Source organism: Streptomyces sp. NPDC048664 (assembly GCF_040650555.1).
GTDB lineage: Bacteria > Actinomycetota > Actinomycetes > Streptomycetales > Streptomycetaceae > Streptomyces.
Window position 1 is genome coordinate 14436 of the sequence record NZ_JBEZHK010000032.1, and the last position, 15544, is coordinate 29979.

A 15544-nucleotide genomic window follows, 5' to 3' on the forward strand; every position below is an offset into this window, starting at 1 on the left:
CCGTGCGAACGCCTCAGGAAGACCAGGAACACCTCCATGGACTACTGCTCCTCGTGTCGCCGACATCTCAACGGCGCCCTGGTGTGTCCGGGGTGCGGCGCCTACGCGCCGGACATAGCCCCCATCACCCTCAGCGGTCCCACCACCGTCCCGGGCCCCGCCGCCTTCCCCGGCACCGCCGCCGCCCGGGGCACCGCCGCCGCCCGGGGCACCGCCGCCTCCCCAGGCGCCGGTTTCCCGGGTCCCGTCGCCCCGACGACGCCGGCGGGTACGGCGGTGGGCGCCGCGATGGCCTGGGAGGTGCACGCGGGGACGGCTCCCACGCAGACGGCGGCCTGGGTCGACGCGGAGGACCAGGACGGCCGGGACCTTCGGCACGAGGACGAACCGCGAGGCGGGGAACCGGCCGGGCGGACCGCCGGCTCGCCGCAGGGGCGAGCGGCGCGGCGGCGCCAGCGGGCCCGCTGGCAGAAGAGCCGGCGCCGGGCCGTGGTCGCGACCGCGTTCGCGCTCGTCGGCGGCGGGCTGACCTTCGCCGCCATGGAACGGGGCTCCGGCGAGCGGGCCCAGGCCGCGCCCGCTCCGGACATCGCGAGCATGGGCGGCACCGACTACGCGACACCCGAGAACCCGGACCCGTCCTCCCCCCAGGGCGGCAAGGCCCGTTCGGGGCACGACCGGGCCGCGCCGCCGGCCTCGCACGGCCACCCCCGCCACCGGTCCGCCGCCCCCTCGGCGGTCCAGCCGGACGGCGGCGCGACCGACCGCGCGCTCACGTCCTCCTCGTCCTCCTCCCGGTCCACGGCGTCGCAGCCGCGGACCACCCGCACCTCCTCGAACGGCCTGGCCGGCTCGCCCGCGCACACCGGCCCGTCGACCGCCCCGACGGCCGCGCCCTCCTCGGCCCCGGCGTCGGCACCGAGCACCGCGCCCGCCCCCACGGCCAGCACGGACCCGGGAACCCCGCCCGCGAACCCGGCACCCGCGGCGACGTCCCCGTCCCAGCTGTGCCTGCTCGTGGTGTGCCTGGGCTGACCCCGGCCGCCCGGCGCCCCTGAGGCGCCGGCGGGCCCAACACCCCTGAGAGGCATCACACTTCACAGGTCTGTCACACCGCGGCCCTCCCCCGGGTAAACCGTGATCAAATTCGGGTGACCGTGCCAGTCGTCGCACGGCACTCGTCTTTTGGGCATGAGGGTGAAGCAACAGGTGCTGATCGCGGGCCGCTACCAGCTGGAATCCACCATCGGGCGCGGCGCGATGGGGGAGGTCTGGCGGGCGTACGACCGGATGCTGGGCCGTCCCGTCGCCGTCAAGGTGCTGCTCGCCCAGAACACCGACCCGACCGCCGACTCCCGCTTCCGCCTGGAGGCCCAGACCGCCGGGCGGCTCCACCACCCCCATGTGGTCGGTGTGCACGACTTCGGGGAGTACGAGGGCAAGCTGTTCCTCGTGATGGAGCTGGTGGAAGGCGACAGCCTGTCCCAGGCGCTCTCCGACGGCGGACCGCTGAGCGCGGACCGGGTCGCGTCCATCGCCGCGCAGGCCGCGGCCGGGCTCGCCGTCGCCCACCAACAGGGCATCGTGCACCGCGACATCAAGCCGGGGAACCTGCTGATCGACGCCAAGGGCACGGTCAAGATAGGCGACTTCGGCATAGCCCGCTTCCTGGACGACCCGTCCGGCGCTCTGACCGCGACCGGGCAGATCGTGGGGACGAGCCTGTACCTCGCCCCCGAGCGCGCCCTGGGCAAGACCGCCCAGGGTGCCAGCGACGTCTACTCGCTCGGCTGCGTCCTCTACCAACTCCTGACCGGCAGACCGCCGTTCAGCGGCCGCACCCCCATCGAGATCCTCCACCACCACCTCGACAGCACGCCCGTGCCGCCGAGCCGGTCGGGCGCCGTCCTGCCGCCCGCCTTCGAGAACTACCTGCTCGGCCTGCTCGCCAAGCGGCCCGAGGACCGGCCCACGGCACGCGAGGTCGCCGACTGGTTCGGGTCCGACGCCTGGCGGGGACGCCCCGAACCGCTCCCGGTCCCGAGCCCGGTGCCGAGCGCGCACACGCCGAGACCGCTTCCGGCCCCGGGCCGGACCCCGGCCCTGGCGGCCCACCCGGCCCGCACCCCGGACCGCATCGCGCCCGCCCTCGGCACGCGCGGGGGCCCGGGCGCCGCGCCCGGGGCCGGCGCCGCGACGACGTACAAGCTTCCCTCCGCTCCCGCCGCCCCGCGCTCCGCCGGCCGCAGGGCGGCACCGCGCCGGCGGAGCGCGGCCGCGGACCTGCTGCGCGGGCCGCGCGTGGTGGGACTCGCCGCGGCGGCGCTGTTCGTGGCCGCGGTGCTCGTGGGCATGACCCTTCGTTGACCCAACTTCCCTGCTCGTTACACGGCTTGGGAGAAGGTTGACCGCTCGCAGGGAAATCGCTGGTGGCGGTCGACTGTATGTTCACGCGCATGCCCCCACCGCCCGCGCGCCTTCCCGTGCTCCCGTACCGCAAGCCCACGCGTGGCCGCGACTACTGGATCCTCGACGACGTCCTTCCCACCATCGACGAGATCAGGGCCCGCTGCCTCGCCAGGGGCGAGGACGAGTGGACCAAGGGGCATCCGTACACGCAGGAGAGCTGGCCCGGGATGCGCGCCATGCCGGGCCTCGAACCGGCCGAACTCGGCAGGATCGAGAGGCTGGTGCGCAAGGAGACGGGCGCCCAGAAGCTCTGGCAGGAGACCGCGCCCGGCGGTGGCACCCTCAACCACAACTGCGTCCAGGTCGTCGGCAAGGACGAGGGCGAGCCCCGTCCGCACACCGACTCCCGCGCCCTGTGCCGCTACGCGGCGGTGCTCTACCTGAGCCCGAACATCCCCAAGGACTGCGGTACGAGCTTCTACCGGCAGAGCCTGCCCGGCGGTGTCCTCGGCGGCAACATGGTGCAGGCCCCGCACAACAACCTGGTCGAGGCGCTCGGCACCCGGTATGTGACCCCGGACGCGTTCACCGAGGACGTCCGGGTTCCGCAGCGCTACAACCGGCTGCTCCTCTACAAGGCGAACATCATGCACACCGCCACCGCCTACTGCGGCAGCGACCTGGAGGACCGGCGCATGACGGCCGTCTTCTTCTGGATGGCCTGACTCCTGACGGCCCGGCGCCCTCCCCGGGGCCGGCTCACCGCGAGAGGTCCAGGGGCAGGTCGTCCGTGTACGCGTTCACCGGCCGTGTGATCCGGTGGACGCCGCGCGCGTCCAGCGCGACCGAGGCGGTCCTCGTGCCCAGGGTGCCGCCGGGATGCCAGGTGCCCGTCACGGACACCCAGGTGTCGGCCGCCGACGAGGGCCCGTACACCCGTACCTTGACGGTCTGGGCGTCGGCCGCGCAGCAGGAGTAGACGATCCGGGTCAGGTACCAGCCGCCGCCCGACGGGGCGGGCGTGACGAACCCGGTCATCTCGACGGTGCGGCCGCCGACGGCCCGCGTCCGGTCCTGCTGCACGCGTGCGGTGAAGTCGGTGAGGGTGATCGGGACGGGCGAGGTCGTGGGCAGCGGGTCGAAGTGCCGCCGTTCGCTGACGACCTCGGGCGTCTGACGGGAGGCGGTGTACGCGCCGAGGGCCGGGGGCGCGTAGCAGAGCAGGCTGACCACGGGCAGGAACAGCAGCCAGGCGGTGCGGGGGACGACGGAGTGGTCGTGGCCGTGGCCGGCGTCGTGACCGTGGTCGTCGTCGTGGGCGTGGCCGCCGCCGTCGTCCTCGTCGCTCCGCCCCCGGCCAGCGCGCACGGTCGTCCGCCAGTACGAGACCGCCTCCGCGACGCCCAGCGCGAGCAGCAGCACGCCCGAGGCGATCAGGAGCGGGCGCAGCCCCGCCTTGACGTAGCGCAGATAGAGGTCGCCGAACAGGGAGACGCGCAGCAGACCGAGGCCGCCGAGGACGAGCAGGAGCACCTGAAGGGGGCGTCTCACAGCAGTACTCCTCCGATCAGCGCGCTGCACAGCACCGCGACCAGCGCCGTGGCCGTCGAGAAGCGGGCCGCGAAGGCCCGGCCGAACGTGCCCGCCTGGAGGGCGATCAGCTTCAGGTCGACCATCGGCCCCACCACGATGAACACCAGTCGGGCGAGCGGCGAGAACCCGGTCAGCGAGGCCGCGACGAACGCGTCCGCCTCCGAGCACACCGCGAGGAGGACGGCCAGCAGGGCCATGAACACCACGGACAGCCAGGGCGAGCCCGCGAACACGTCGAGGACGGAGCGCGGGACGCTCACGTTGAAGGTGGCCGCCGCCATGGCGCCGAGCACCAGGAAGCCGCCCGCGTGCAGGAAGTCGTGCTGGAAGCCGAGGCGGAACTCGCGCAGGCGGCTGTGTCCGGGGCGGTGACCGCCGTGCCGCACGGTCGGGCGCAGCCACTCCTCGCGGCCCAGCCAGAGCCACAGCCAGCCCATCGCGGTGGCGGTGGCCAGCGAGGCGAGCAGCCGGGCCAGGACCATGGCGGGGTTGCCGGGGAAGGCGATGGCGGTGGCGGTCAGGACGACCGGGTTGACGGCGGGCGCCGACAGCAGGAAGGCGAACGCGGCGGCGGGCGTGACCCCCCGGCGGATCAGGCTGTTGGCGACCGGCACCGACGCGCACTCGCAGCCGGGCAGCACGGCCCCGGCGATCCCGGCGACCGGCACGGCCAGCGCGGGCCTGCTCGGCAGCACCCGGGTGAACACCCTTTCGGGCACGAACGCGTTGATCGCGCCGGACAGGGCCGTGCCCAGCAGCAGGAAGGGCAGCGCCTGCACGGTGATGGCCAGGCACACCGTCCGCCAGGCCTGCATGACCGGCTCGTCCAGCCAGCGGCCGAGGACGAGCAGGACCGGGCCCGCCAGGACCGCCGCGCCGAACAGCAGCGGCCAGGGCAGCGCACGGCCGCCGCGGTCCGCGGCGGCGCCGTCCCCCGCTGCCGGGTCCTCGACGGCCGCATCGGCCCCCTCGGCCCGTTCTTCTGTCTTCTGCATGCCGGCTCCGAATGTCGGATGTTCGGATCGAACATAGCGGGCGCGCGGCGACCCGCCGCGTCACCGCCACGCACGCCTGGACACCGCCTGTGACCACGGCCACAGCGTGGGCCGGGGATTTTGCCAGCGGAAAAGGTTCCGGGGTTCCTTCCCGCCGTATCCCTGGGAGTCCGAACAACCAGGAGGAGCCATGCGCATTTCGCGGAACGCGGCGGGAACCCTTTTCGTGGCGGGCGCCCTGACGCTGACGCTCACGGCTCTCGTCTACCCCTCGATGCTGGGGGTGCAGACCGTCTCCAGCGCCCCGACGCGCGTGGTCGCGAACACCTCGGCGGGACCGCTGACGGAGGCGGACCGCGACTTCGTCGTCAAGGTGCGGGCCGCGGGACTGTGGGAGTTCCCCGCCGGTGAGCTGGCCCTGAAGAAGGGCACGACCCCGGCGGTGCGCACGGCGGGGCAGCACCTGGTGAACGGGCACTCGAACCTCGACGACGCCGACCGCAGGGTGGCCGCGCAGCTGGGCATCACGATTCCCAACCTGGCGAGCCCCCAGCAGCAGGGGTTCGTGTCCACGCTGACCGCCGACACGGGCAAGAAGTTCGACGAGGACCTCGCCAACATCCTGCGGGTGACGCACGGCCAGATCTTCCCGGTCATCGCCAACATCCGGGCCACCACCAGGAACACCCTGGTCAGGCAGCTCGCCGACCAGGCGAACGACACGGTTCTCGACCACATCACGGTGATGGAGCAGACGGGTCTGGTGAACTTCGACTCGGTGCTGTTCCAGGAGACGACCCCGCCGAAGCTCCCGAAGAGCGACACGACCCCGCCGGTGCCCGCGCCCGGCGAGCCGACCATGGTCCTCTCCCCGCCCCCGGGCTTCACCCCGCCGCCGTCGACGCCCGCGACGAACCCCTCCCCGGCGCCGACCACGGGCTGAGCCCGCGGCCCCCCGACCGTCGGTGGGCGCGGGCACGGGCACGGGCCGCGACGGGGCCCGGAACGGGCGTGGACGCACGGAGGGGTTCACGGTCGGCCGGGCTCCGGACCGGCCCGTGACCGCCCGCCCGCGCCCCTGGCTCCAGGATCCCGGCCGCCGCCGGGCGCACGAAGGTGGGCCCGGCGCTCACCGGGGGAATGAGCGCCGGGCCCGTGGAGAATGGTCGCGGCGAGCCGGGGGAAGGCGGCGAGGCGCGGCGTGTCACCGGTCGCGCCGGTCGCACGAGGTACTCGCGCCACAGCTCGCACACATAGTCGAGCAGCCCCGAGCGGGTGTCAACCTCGTTGAAAGCGCTACGACTTTGGCGTCGTCGTCCGCTACTCCGCTACTCGGCGGCCTGCTCCGCCGACGGCGCGAGCCCCGCCGTCCACTTCTCCTCGATCCGGGCGACCTTCCACACCACCAGGGCGACCGCCCAGGTGACGAAGAAGAGCCCGACGATCACGAAGCCGATGGTGTTGAGGTCGAGGCCGCCGATCCAGTCCCAGAACGCGCCGTGCAGCCCGAGCTTCTCGGACAGGAGGCCGAGCAGTTCCACGGTGCCGATGATCAGCGCGACGGCGACGGACAGGCCCGTGATGGTGAGGTTGTAGTAGACCTTGCGCACCGGCTTGGAAAAGGCCCACTCGTAGGCGAAGTTCATGAACGAGCCGTCGATGGTGTCGAGCAGCGACATGCCGGCGGCGAAGAGCACGGGCAGGCACAGGATCGCGTACCAGGGCAGCCCGGAGGCGGCGCCCGAGCCGGCGAGGACGAGCAGCGCGATCTCGGTCGCGGTGTCGAAGCCGAGGCCGAAGAGCAGGCCGAGCGGGTACATCTGCCAGGGCTTGGTGATCGACTTCATCACGCGTCCGAGGATGCGGTTCATGAAGCCGCGGTTGTTGAGCTGCTCCTCCAGCGCCGCCTCGTCGTACTGCCCCGTGCGCATCCGCCGGAACACCTTCCAGATGCCGGCCAGGATGACGAGGTTGATCGCGGCGATGACGTAGAGGAACGTGCCGGAGACCGTCGTGCCGATGACGCCCGTCACGTCGTGCAGTTCGGAGTTGTCGTCCCGGACCGGGCCGGCCAGCGTGCGCACCCCGAGCGAGAGCAGCAGCGCCAGGCCGAACACGATGCTGGAGTGGCCGAGCGAGAACCAGAACCCGACGGACAGGGGCCGCTGGCCCTCGCCCATCAGCTTGCGGGTGGTGTTGTCGATCGCCGCGATGTGGTCCGCGTCGAAGGCGTGCCGCATGCCCAGGGTGTACGCGGTCACGCCGATGCCGACGCCGAAGGACTTCTCCCCGATGGTGTAGTGCTCGGGCGCGACGATCCCGACGAGCGTGAACCATCCGATGACGTGCAGGGCCAGGATGAACGCGGCCATCCCGCCGAGCCGGCCCCACTCCTGCCGTGTGAGGGACGTGCGCATCCTGGGGAAGGACGGGGACATGGGGGCCTTTCGTCGCCGGGTAGCGCAATCCCCAGTCTCCGGGTACTGCGGATCCCACCCTGATGCACCTGTCCGCCATTTGCAAGACGGTCGCAACAGGGCTGGGGCCCGGGGCCCGGCTACCCGTCCATCCGCTCCACGGCTTCCTTCGCCTCCTTGAGACCGGCACCCGTCAGCTCGCGGTACACCTTGATCGCCTGGATCCTCCTGCCGTCGCGCACCAGGGCCGCTACCTGCTCCAGGACCGGCTCCTCGGGCGTGACGCCCAGCCGGTCGAGGACCAGGTCCAGTTTCCGCTCGACCTGGACCAGCCGGCGGTCGACGCGTCTGACCCTGGCCTCGACACCGGCGTATCCGGCGGGAAGGAGGATGACGACGAGGAAGAGGATCCATATGTCCATGGGCGGGATCCTATGAACGGGGCGTGCCTGAGGGCCGTTCGGCGCGCTCGGCGGCACGTGTGCTCCGGCTCACGTCGGCCCGGTCGGCGAGGAAGGCGTCCAGCGGGGGCGCCGCCTGAACGGTCCCCCACCGCTGGCCCCGGGCACCGCCCGCGCCGAAGCTGGCCCCATGGACGCCGCGCCCCTGGACGGCCCGCCCGACGGGCAGCCGCCCTTCGAGGACCGTACCGACTTCGAGAACGCCGACCGGGGATTCGTCGCCGCGCTCGTACCCGGGACGGTGGCGGGCGAGGACGGGCGGGTCGTGTGGGACGCCGACGCGTACGGGTTCCTCGACGCGGACTGCCCCGCCACCGCGCACCCCGGGCTGTGGCGGCAGTCGCGGCTGTGCGCCCGGCAGGGGCTGTACGAGGTGACCGAGGGCGTGTTCCAGGTGCGCGGGCTCGACCTGTCCAACATGACGCTCGTGGAGGGCCGCGAGGGCGTCGTGGTCGTGGATCCGCTGATCTCCGCCGAGTGCGCCGCCGCCGCTCTGGCCCTGTACCGGCGCCACCGGGGGGAGCGGCCCGTCACCGGCCTCGTCTACACCCACAGCCACGTGGACCACTTCGGCGGTGCCCGGGGGGTGCTGCCGGGCGACCTGGACGGGGGCGTGCCGGTGCTCGCGCCCACCGGGTTCCTGGAACACGCGGTCAGCGAGAACGTGTTCGCCGGGCCCGCGATGGCCCGGCGCTCCGGGTTCATGTACGGCGCGCGGCTGCCGAAGGCGCCCGACGGGCAGATCGGCACCGGCCTGGGCACGACCCTGTCCTCGGGCACGGTCACGCTCGTCCCGCCCACGGTCGACATCACGCACAGCGGGCAGACGGAGGTCGTGGACGGCGTCCGCATGCTGTTCCAGCTGACGCCGGGCACCGAGGCCCCCGCCGAGATGAACCTCCTCTTCACCGAGCAGCGCGCCCTGTGCATGGCCGAGAACGTCACGCACACCCTGCACAACATCCTGACCCTGCGCGGCGCCCAGGTCCGCGACGCCCGCGTCTGGTCCCGCTATCTGGACGAGGCCATCGACTTCTTCGGCGACGGCTACGACGTGGCCCTCGCCTCGCACCACTGGCCGACCTGGGGGCACGAGAACGTCGTACGGCTGCTGGGCGAGCAGCGCGACCTGTACGCGTACCTGCACGACCAGACGCTGCGGCTGCTGAACAACGGCCTGACCGGCACGGAGATCGCCGAGGAGCTCCGGCTGCCCCCGGCCCTGGAGCGCGCCTGGCACGCGCGGGGCTACTACGGCTCCCTGAGCCACAACGCCAAGGCCGTCTACCAGCGGTACATGGGCTGGTACGACGGCAACCCGGCCCACCTGTGGGAGCATCCGCCGGCCGCGCTGGCCGCCCGGTACGTGGAGGTGGCGGGCGGCCCCGAGGCGATGCTCGCGGCGGCCCGCCGGTACGCGGAGGCGGGGGACCTGCGCTTCGCGGCGACGCTCCTGGACCACGTCGTGTTCGCGGACCCGGACCACGCCCAGGCCAGGAGCGCGCTCGCCGAGGTGTACGAACGCCTGGGGCACGGCGCGGAGAACGGGACCTGGCGCAACATCTACCTGACCGGCGCGCAGGAACTGCGGGGGGACACCGGCGGAGCCGCCGTCACCACGGACACCCCCGAGATGACCTCGGCCCTCACCGTCGACATGCTGCTGGACTCCCTCGCGGTCCGCGTCGACGGGCTCCGGGCGGCCCGGGAGCCGCGGCTGATCGTGGACCTCATCGTGATCGACGAGGAGCGGCGCCACCGGATCAACCTGGAGCACGGCGCCCTGACCCACCGCGGCCTCCCCCTGCACCACACCCCGAAGCCGCACGCGGGCCTGACCCTCACCCTCACCCGCGCCGAACTGCTCGGCCTGCTGGCGGGCAAGGGCCTGGCGGGCATCGCCACGGACGGCGACCGCACCCTCCTCAAACGCCTGTTCTCCTACGTGACCGGCCCGGACCGCGCGTTTCCCGTGGTGACCCCGTGACCCCGGCACCGACCCCGTGCCCCGCCCCGGTGACGCTGTTGCCCGAGGGGAACTGCCGGACAGGCCCTACGGCTGCGGCTGTGCCTGGGGTTCGTGGTGCAGGCGGCGCAGGTGCTGCCGCACATGGTCGAGGGCACCCTCCCTGCGGCCCGGTACCCGCTGCCTCAGGTCGGCCAGCGCCGGCCCCAGTTCGCCCGCACGCGCCGCGTCGTCGATACGGCCCCACTGGTGGTGGGCCCGGTCGACGGCCGACTCCACCGGCGCGGCCCCCGGGCTGAGCCCCGCCGACAGCCGGATGTTGGCCACCGCCAGCCAGATCTCGCAGCTGAGGCCCGCGTCGCCGGCGAACATCGCGAGGTCGGCGCGCACCTCCATCCAGTGCAGGACCTCCTCGGAGGCCGGACCGTGCTGCCGCAGTGCCGTCCGCTCCCACCGCTCGGCCAGCTCCGCCGCCTCCGCGTGCCGGCCGTCCCGCACGGCGGCGGCGAGTTCCGCGTGCGGGTCCGGGGCGGCGAAGGAGGCGGCCGCGGGCGGGGCGGGGGGCGCGAGGGTGAGGTCGCCGCGCGCACCCGGCTCCCCGTGGGCGCGCGCCAGGGTCGCCTCGTGCAGGGTGTGCGGGTCCGGGCGGTGCCCGCTGCGCAGGAGGGTGGCCAGGGCCTTCATGTACGCCGGGGACGCCGGGCCGCGGCGTGCCGGCGGCGGGGCGACACGGCCGTACAGCGCGACGGCCGGACCGCAGTCCAGGGCACCGGCGCGCACCTGCTGCCAGGCCTCCTGGTCCGCGTGCAGATCGGCGAACACCGTCGTCGTGCCGGGAGCCCGCAGCCGCAGCTCCTCGCGGATCCAGTGCCAGGGCAGGCCGGTGTACCGGATCGTCGACGGCGTGGTGCGGGCCAGGGCGAGGTGCGGCAGCCGCTGTCGGCGGTCGACGTGCAGCTGCCCCGTCAGGAACAGCGTCAGCGGGCCGGGCGCGGCCGCCGCCGCACGCAACCAGGTGAGCACCGCCTGCGGTTCCAGCGGGTCGGCGAGCTCCACCACGTTGGCCGTGTCCGTGCCGGACAGCACCGACGGGGCCACGGCGGCGAGCACCGGGAGCACGGAGGCCGCGTCCACCAGACGCCCCTTGCCCACCGGTGAGGCGGCGAGCAGCAGCACGGTTCCCGGCATGGTCTTCTTTCCCCGATCGTCAGCTACGCCAGCACCGTAGCCGCTGCGCGTGCGAAGGCGCGACGAAAGACCGGCAAACCCCCCTCGGGTGGATCCATCGACCCCTGCGGACAGGCCGGTTGCCCCTACGGCCAGACCTGCTTCGTTTCAGCCGATCACACGCGAGTCGGCTGATAGCGTGCGGGCGATCTCCCCACGTCCAGGACCCCCGCGCCGGAAAGAACACGCATCCCTTGATGAGCGACATGACGGCCGAGGCGGCCGAGAACGCCTTCCTTCCGGGTGGCCGGCGCCGGCACCGCAAGCCGAGACAGAACGCCACGGGAACCGGCCTGCGCCGCGCGCTCGTCGTCGCCCTGGCCGTGCCCGTGGTGTCCGCGGCCGTCTCCGGCCCCTCCGCCTTCGCCGCCGGCAAGGGCTCCGGCGCGACGGCCAAGCCCGACCGACCGGACCCCGCCGACCAGCGGATGGCCAAGAACCTGGCGAGCCGCGTCCTGGACCAGCGGCTGGGCTCCCACGTGAGCGGCGTGGTCCTCGACGCCGCCTCGGGCAAGACGCTCTGGGGCCACAACGCCTCCACGGCGCTGATGCCGGCGTCCAACGCCAAGCTCGTCACGTCGACCGCCGCGCTGACCGTGCTCGGCCCCGACCACCGCTTCACCACGAAGGTCGTCTACGGGGACGGCACCCTGACCCTCGTCGGCGGCGGCGACCGCACGCTGACCACCGCCGACCTCACCGAGCTGGCGAGGACCGCGGTCGCCGGGCTCAAGGCCGCCGGGCTGTCCTCCGTGAAGGTCGCCGTCGACGACAGCCTGTTCCCGGCGCCCACCCTGGCCACGGGCTGGAACGACGGCTACTACCCCGACACCGTCGCCCCGGTCCGCGCGCTGGTCGTGGACGGGCACGGCGTCCAGGACACCTCCGTCGACGCCGGCCAGGTCTTCGCCCGGCAGCTCGCCGCGAGCGGGGTCGCGGTCACCGGCGACGTCACCCGCGCCACCGCCCGCACGACGGACGTACCGGTGGCGCAGCACACGTCGGGGCCGCTGTCGGGCATCGTCCGCACGATGCTCAAGCACAGCGACAACGACATCGCCGAGACCCTGCTGCGCATGACGGCCCTGGCCGCCGGCCACCCGGCCACGTTCGAGGGCGGCACCGAGGCCGTGCGCCATGTGCTCAGCACGGTGTACGGCGTCTCGCTCGCCCACTTCGAGCTCCACGACGGCAGCGGACTGTCCCGGTCCGACCGCATCCCGGCCGCCACCCTCGCCCAGGTCCTCGAACTTCCCACGCGGCACCAGTACGCGCAGACCCTCGCCGCCGTCCTCGACGGCCTGCCCGTGGCCGGCGACGCGGACGGCACGCTCGGGCCGGACTACGGCCGCTTCGACGACGCCGACTCCCGGTGCGCCGTGGGCAAGGTGCGCGCGAAGACCGGCACGCTCACCGGCGCTCTCGCGCTGAGCGGCCTGACACAGGGCAAGGACGGCAGGTGGAAGGTCTTCTCCTTCGTGGAGAACGGCGCCACGGCCGACCCGGACGCCACCAAGGACGCCCTGGACGGCCTCGCGGCGACCGTCAACGGCTGCTACGCGTAGGCACGCGGGGCGGGCGTCTGCGGACGGCGAAGATCGTCGTGTCGTCCTCCAGGTGCCCGCCGCTGTGCCGCAGCGTGCAGTCCCGCACCAGGCGGACCAGGTTCCCGGGCTCGGCCGCACGCGGATCCTCGGCCAGGGCCCGGGCCACCGTCTCCCGCAGCGGGAAGAACTCCCCGGCCGCGTCCCGCGCCTCGCTCACCCCGTCCGTGAACAGCAGCAGCGTCTCGCCGTCCGCGAGGGGCAGCCGCATCGGCGGCGGCAGGCCCTCGCCCAGCGCGGCCAGGCCGACCGGGAGCCCCTGCCCGAGGGGCAGCGCCCGTACGCCGTCGGCGGAGACCACCAGCGGGGGCTCGTGGCCGAAGTTCACGACCTCCACGTACGACGATCCGCCGGGCTGCGCCGCCGCCGACCCGCCCGGCGGCTCCTCCCGCGCCGCGCGCCGCGGGAAGCCGACCAGGACGGCGGTGGCGAAGCGTTCGTCGTCGTCGCGGCCGATGGCCGCGCAGTACATCACGTGCCGCCGCATCCTCGCCTCCAGCCGCGCGGCCACCGAGGCGAGGCGGGGTTCGTGGTACCCGGCCTCACGGAACGTGCCCAGCAGTCCCGAGGCCGCCGCGACCGCGCCGAGCCCCTTGCCCTGCACGTCGCCGAGCAGGACCCGGGTGCCGCGCGGCCCCGGCTGGATGTCGTAGAAGTCGCCGCCGACCCGGGCCACACTGTCCGCGGGAAGGTAGACGGCCGCGTGGTCGAGGCCGCCGAACCCGGCGGGCAGCGGGCGCAGCACCGCACGCCGCGTGGTGTCGGCGACGTCCTGCATGTGCAGCATGCGCCGCTCGCCGCGCAGCCGGACCCCGCACGCCACCACCGCGAACGCGCCGCCCACCACCACCAGGATGAAGTCGGGCAGCCCGGACCGGTACTGGGGCGGCCAGGCGCGGTCCTCCAACTCGTAGGTGAGGACGGCCAGCAGGGCGATGACCACGGTGCCGCGCAGCCCGCACAGCGCGGCGGCGATACCGGGGACCAGCACGACCCACGAGATGGTCCGGAAGTCGCCGCGGGTCAGCCAGTCGACCGCGGGAATGGCTGCGAGCAGCAGGACGGGCGGCAGCCAGGCCGCGCTGCGTCCGCGCACCCGCAGCAGCGAGTGGGTGGTCGACAGGGCGTCGGCGCCGGCGGGGTCGCGCACGGCTCCGGGGCGCCGCACGCGCGGGGCCGGAGCCCCCGCGTCCTGGGCGGGGCCGTCCAGCACCGACTCGTCGGGCACGGAGACGGCGGGCAGCGGGTCGTCGCCCTGCCGGTCGGGGAGCGAGACTCCGAGGGCGGGATGGGCGCCGCCGGGGGCGCGCCGCGGGAGCGGCCGCGGGAAGCGATGCCCGCCCGCGGGAGCGCCGCCCGGATCCCTGGGCGGGTGCCGCTCTCCCCGGCCCTCCTGCGGCGGCGGGTCGTGGGGCGGTCGCCTGGGCACCGAGGCTGCCGCCGTCTCAGTAGGCCACCGACATGCGGGCCCGTGGATGCGCGTCACGCTCCAGTTCGTCCACGCACGCGACCGCGTAGTCCTCGGCGCTGATCCTGCTGGCTCCGTTCTCGTCGGTGAGCAGCCGGTCGCCGTCCGTGCGAAAAATCCCCGTGCGCTCACCGGGGGCGAGCTCGGCGGCGGGCGAGACGTACGTCCAGTCCAGGTCGTCCACCTCGCGGTAGAGCCGCAGGACGTCGCGGTGGGCGCGCGCCTCGGCCAGCAGTTCCCCCGGGAAGTCCGGCTGGTCCACCAGCTCCTGGCCGGGCGCCACCTCCAGGCTGCCCGCGCCCCCGACCACGACCATCCGAGGCACCCCGGCCTCCCGTGTGCCCCGCAGCAGGGAGCGGTTCAGCGCGAGGAACGGCTCCCCCGGCTCCGTGCCGTCCCGCGGTGGCGCGCACGCGCTGACCACCGCGTCCGCCCCCGCCACCAGCGCGGCGACGCCGGCCGGGTCCGAGGCATCGGCCGCCGCGGCCGTCACACCGGGCACGGGCGACTGCCCGGAGCGGCTCACGGTCGTGACCCGGTGGCCGCGCCGCACCGCCTCCGCCGCGATCCGGCGGCCCACCATGCCCGTGGCCCCGAACAGCACGATCCTCATGAGGCCCAGCGAAACACGCCCCCGACGCCCCCGCATCCCGACTTGCCGGGTGCCCGGGCCGGGTGTGCGCTGGATGCGGGGGGAGCGGGGGGCGAGGAGAGAGGAGCGTTCCATGGCTCACGCGGCACCCGTGCCCAGGACCACCCACGCGCCCGCCACCCGCCGGGGCGCCGGGATCGAACCGCACCGCCCGCCGGACATCCTCGGCACCCGCACCCACGGGATGGCGCGGCTCGCCGTCCCCGTCGCCCTCGGGCTCGTCTACGGCTACTGGGCCGCGGCCAATCGGCGCGACGCCGGCCCCATCACCGGCTGGAACCTGCTGTTCGGCTTCGTCTGCGCGGTCGTCTTCGCCGTGCTGTGCCACGCGCTGCTGAGAAGGACACCGGGCCTGCGACGCGAGCGGCGCGCGGCGCTGTGGGCCGTGTTCGCGGGCGTCGCCTTCGGCTTCCTCTACAGCCAGACCGGCCACAGCGTGCTGCGCAGTTGCGGCATCTCCCTGGCGGTGGCCGTGGCGGTGTTCCTGTTCGACTACTACCGGTACTACACGCACGAGGATCCGGGCGACGAGCACTGGCGCATGGTCTGACGCCGCGAGGCGCCCTTCCCCGCCCCCCTCACACCCGAGGCCCCGGTCGTCGGCCGCGCCGACGCCGGGGCCTCGCGCGTCGCCCTTCCGCACGCCGGACGGATCCGCCACCGCGCGCACCACCTCCTTGCGCCATCCGATGGTCACATCCACTCATATGCACGTATTTCTTACGTCCTTACCGCGCCGACCGCGCGAGGGC

Annotated in this window: 14 protein-coding genes; 7 read left to right on the forward strand and 7 right to left on the reverse strand. The window is 74.0% G+C overall.

Annotation, left to right across the window (positions count from 1 at the left end; genetic code table 11):
• Positions 1-36: 36 nt before the first annotated feature.
• The 3 genes from AB0C59_RS28300 to AB0C59_RS28310 all read left to right on the forward strand — a co-directional run bounded on the left by AB0C59_RS28300 (position 37) and on the right by AB0C59_RS28310 (position 3134).
• The gene (locus tag AB0C59_RS28300) at positions 37-1035 is read left to right on the forward strand and encodes a hypothetical protein (RefSeq protein WP_363009485.1); all 999 of its coding nucleotides are present in this window, start codon (positions 37-39) and stop codon (positions 1033-1035) included.
• Between the two features lie 156 nt (positions 1036-1191).
• On the forward strand, positions 1192-2367 hold the full coding sequence (locus AB0C59_RS28305) for a serine/threonine-protein kinase (protein ID WP_363009487.1): 1176 nt from the start codon (positions 1192-1194) through the stop codon (positions 2365-2367).
• Positions 2368-2456: 89 nt separating this feature from the next.
• Entirely contained in the window at positions 2457-3134 is a 678-nt protein-coding gene (locus tag AB0C59_RS28310; protein WP_363009489.1) for a DUF6445 family protein, read from the forward strand.
• 34 nt (positions 3135-3168) lie between these two features.
• Here the strand turns inward: AB0C59_RS28310 and AB0C59_RS28315 are convergent, their stop codons facing one another.
• Positions 3169-3960, reverse strand: a complete 792-nt coding sequence (locus tag AB0C59_RS28315) for a TIGR03943 family protein (protein WP_363009491.1) — start codon at positions 3958-3960, stop codon at positions 3169-3171.
• Positions 3957-4997 (reverse strand): permease, encoded by a 1041-nt coding sequence (locus tag AB0C59_RS28320; protein ID WP_363009493.1) that lies wholly within the window; start codon positions 4995-4997, stop codon positions 3957-3959. Before AB0C59_RS28320 ends, AB0C59_RS28315 begins: the two co-directional genes overlap by 4 nt.
• A 190-nt stretch (positions 4998-5187) precedes the next feature.
• Here AB0C59_RS28320 and AB0C59_RS28325 point away from each other — a divergent pair, with 190 nt between their 5' ends.
• Positions 5188-5940, forward strand: coding sequence for a DUF4142 domain-containing protein (locus AB0C59_RS28325; RefSeq protein WP_363009495.1), 753 nt, complete (start codon positions 5188-5190; stop codon positions 5938-5940).
• A gap of 385 nt (positions 5941-6325) precedes the next feature.
• Here the strand turns inward: AB0C59_RS28325 and AB0C59_RS28330 are convergent, their stop codons facing one another.
• On the reverse strand, positions 6326-7435 hold the full coding sequence (locus AB0C59_RS28330) for a HoxN/HupN/NixA family nickel/cobalt transporter (protein WP_363009497.1): 1110 nt from the start codon (positions 7433-7435) through the stop codon (positions 6326-6328).
• A 119-nt stretch (positions 7436-7554) separates the two neighbouring features.
• Positions 7555-7836 carry a ribosomal protein L7/L12 gene (locus AB0C59_RS28335; protein WP_363009499.1) on the reverse strand — a complete coding sequence of 94 codons (282 nt, stop codon included), beginning with the start codon at positions 7834-7836 and terminating at the stop codon, positions 7555-7557.
• Positions 7837-8005: 169 nt separating this feature from the next.
• On the opposite strand from AB0C59_RS28335, the gene AB0C59_RS28340 reads away from it, so the two are divergent.
• Positions 8006-9862, forward strand: a complete 1857-nt coding sequence (locus AB0C59_RS28340) for an alkyl sulfatase dimerization domain-containing protein (protein ID WP_363009501.1) — start codon at positions 8006-8008, stop codon at positions 9860-9862.
• 66 nt (positions 9863-9928) lie between these two features.
• Here AB0C59_RS28340 and AB0C59_RS28345 read toward each other — a convergent pair whose 3' ends face one another.
• Positions 9929-11029 carry a hypothetical protein gene (locus AB0C59_RS28345; RefSeq protein ID WP_363009503.1) on the reverse strand — a complete coding sequence of 367 codons (1101 nt, stop codon included), beginning with the start codon at positions 11027-11029 and terminating at the stop codon, positions 9929-9931.
• Positions 11030-11265: 236 nt separating this feature from the next.
• Here AB0C59_RS28345 and dacB point away from each other — a divergent pair, with 236 nt between their 5' ends.
• Positions 11266-12633, forward strand: coding sequence for a D-alanyl-D-alanine carboxypeptidase/D-alanyl-D-alanine-endopeptidase (gene dacB / locus AB0C59_RS28350; protein WP_363009505.1), 1368 nt, complete (start codon positions 11266-11268; stop codon positions 12631-12633).
• Here the strand turns inward: dacB and AB0C59_RS28355 are convergent.
• Positions 12614-13795, reverse strand: coding sequence for a PP2C family protein-serine/threonine phosphatase (locus AB0C59_RS28355; RefSeq protein ID WP_363009616.1), 1182 nt, complete (start codon positions 13793-13795; stop codon positions 12614-12616). The genes dacB and AB0C59_RS28355 overlap by 20 nt on opposite strands.
• Before the next feature lie 322 nt (positions 13796-14117).
• Positions 14118-14753 (reverse strand): NAD(P)H-binding protein, encoded by a 636-nt coding sequence (locus AB0C59_RS28360; RefSeq protein WP_363009507.1) that lies wholly within the window; start codon positions 14751-14753, stop codon positions 14118-14120.
• A 112-nt stretch (positions 14754-14865) separates the two neighbouring features.
• On the opposite strand from AB0C59_RS28360, the gene AB0C59_RS28365 reads away from it, so the two are divergent.
• Complete coding sequence (locus AB0C59_RS28365; RefSeq protein WP_363009508.1) at positions 14866-15342, forward strand: hypothetical protein; 477 nt, start codon at positions 14866-14868, stop codon at positions 15340-15342.
• The last annotated feature ends 202 nt before the right edge of the window (positions 15343-15544 follow it).

Coding starts and splice junctions, on each gene's coding strand:
- AB0C59_RS28310 (WP_363009489.1), top strand. CDS start 2,457: ATGCCCCCACCGCCCGCGCGCCTTCCCGTGCTCCCGTACCGCAAGCCC.
- AB0C59_RS28330 (WP_363009497.1), bottom strand. CDS start 7,435: ATGTCCCCGTCCTTCCCCAGGATGCGCACGTCCCTCACACGGCAGGAG.
- AB0C59_RS28305 (WP_363009487.1), top strand. CDS start 1,192: ATGAGGGTGAAGCAACAGGTGCTGATCGCGGGCCGCTACCAGCTGGAA.
- AB0C59_RS28325 (WP_363009495.1), top strand. CDS start 5,188: ATGCGCATTTCGCGGAACGCGGCGGGAACCCTTTTCGTGGCGGGCGCC.
- AB0C59_RS28360 (WP_363009507.1), bottom strand. CDS start 14,753: ATGAGGATCGTGCTGTTCGGGGCCACGGGCATGGTGGGCCGCCGGATC.
- AB0C59_RS28365 (WP_363009508.1), top strand. CDS start 14,866: ATGGCTCACGCGGCACCCGTGCCCAGGACCACCCACGCGCCCGCCACC.
- AB0C59_RS28335 (WP_363009499.1), bottom strand. CDS start 7,836: ATGGACATATGGATCCTCTTCCTCGTCGTCATCCTCCTTCCCGCCGGA.
- AB0C59_RS28345 (WP_363009503.1), bottom strand. CDS start 11,029: ATGCCGGGAACCGTGCTGCTGCTCGCCGCCTCACCGGTGGGCAAGGGG.
- AB0C59_RS28320 (WP_363009493.1), bottom strand. CDS start 4,997: ATGCAGAAGACAGAAGAACGGGCCGAGGGGGCCGATGCGGCCGTCGAG.
- AB0C59_RS28340 (WP_363009501.1), top strand. CDS start 8,006: ATGGACGCCGCGCCCCTGGACGGCCCGCCCGACGGGCAGCCGCCCTTC.
- dacB (WP_363009505.1), top strand. CDS start 11,266: ATGAGCGACATGACGGCCGAGGCGGCCGAGAACGCCTTCCTTCCGGGT.
- AB0C59_RS28300 (WP_363009485.1), top strand. CDS start 37: ATGGACTACTGCTCCTCGTGTCGCCGACATCTCAACGGCGCCCTGGTG.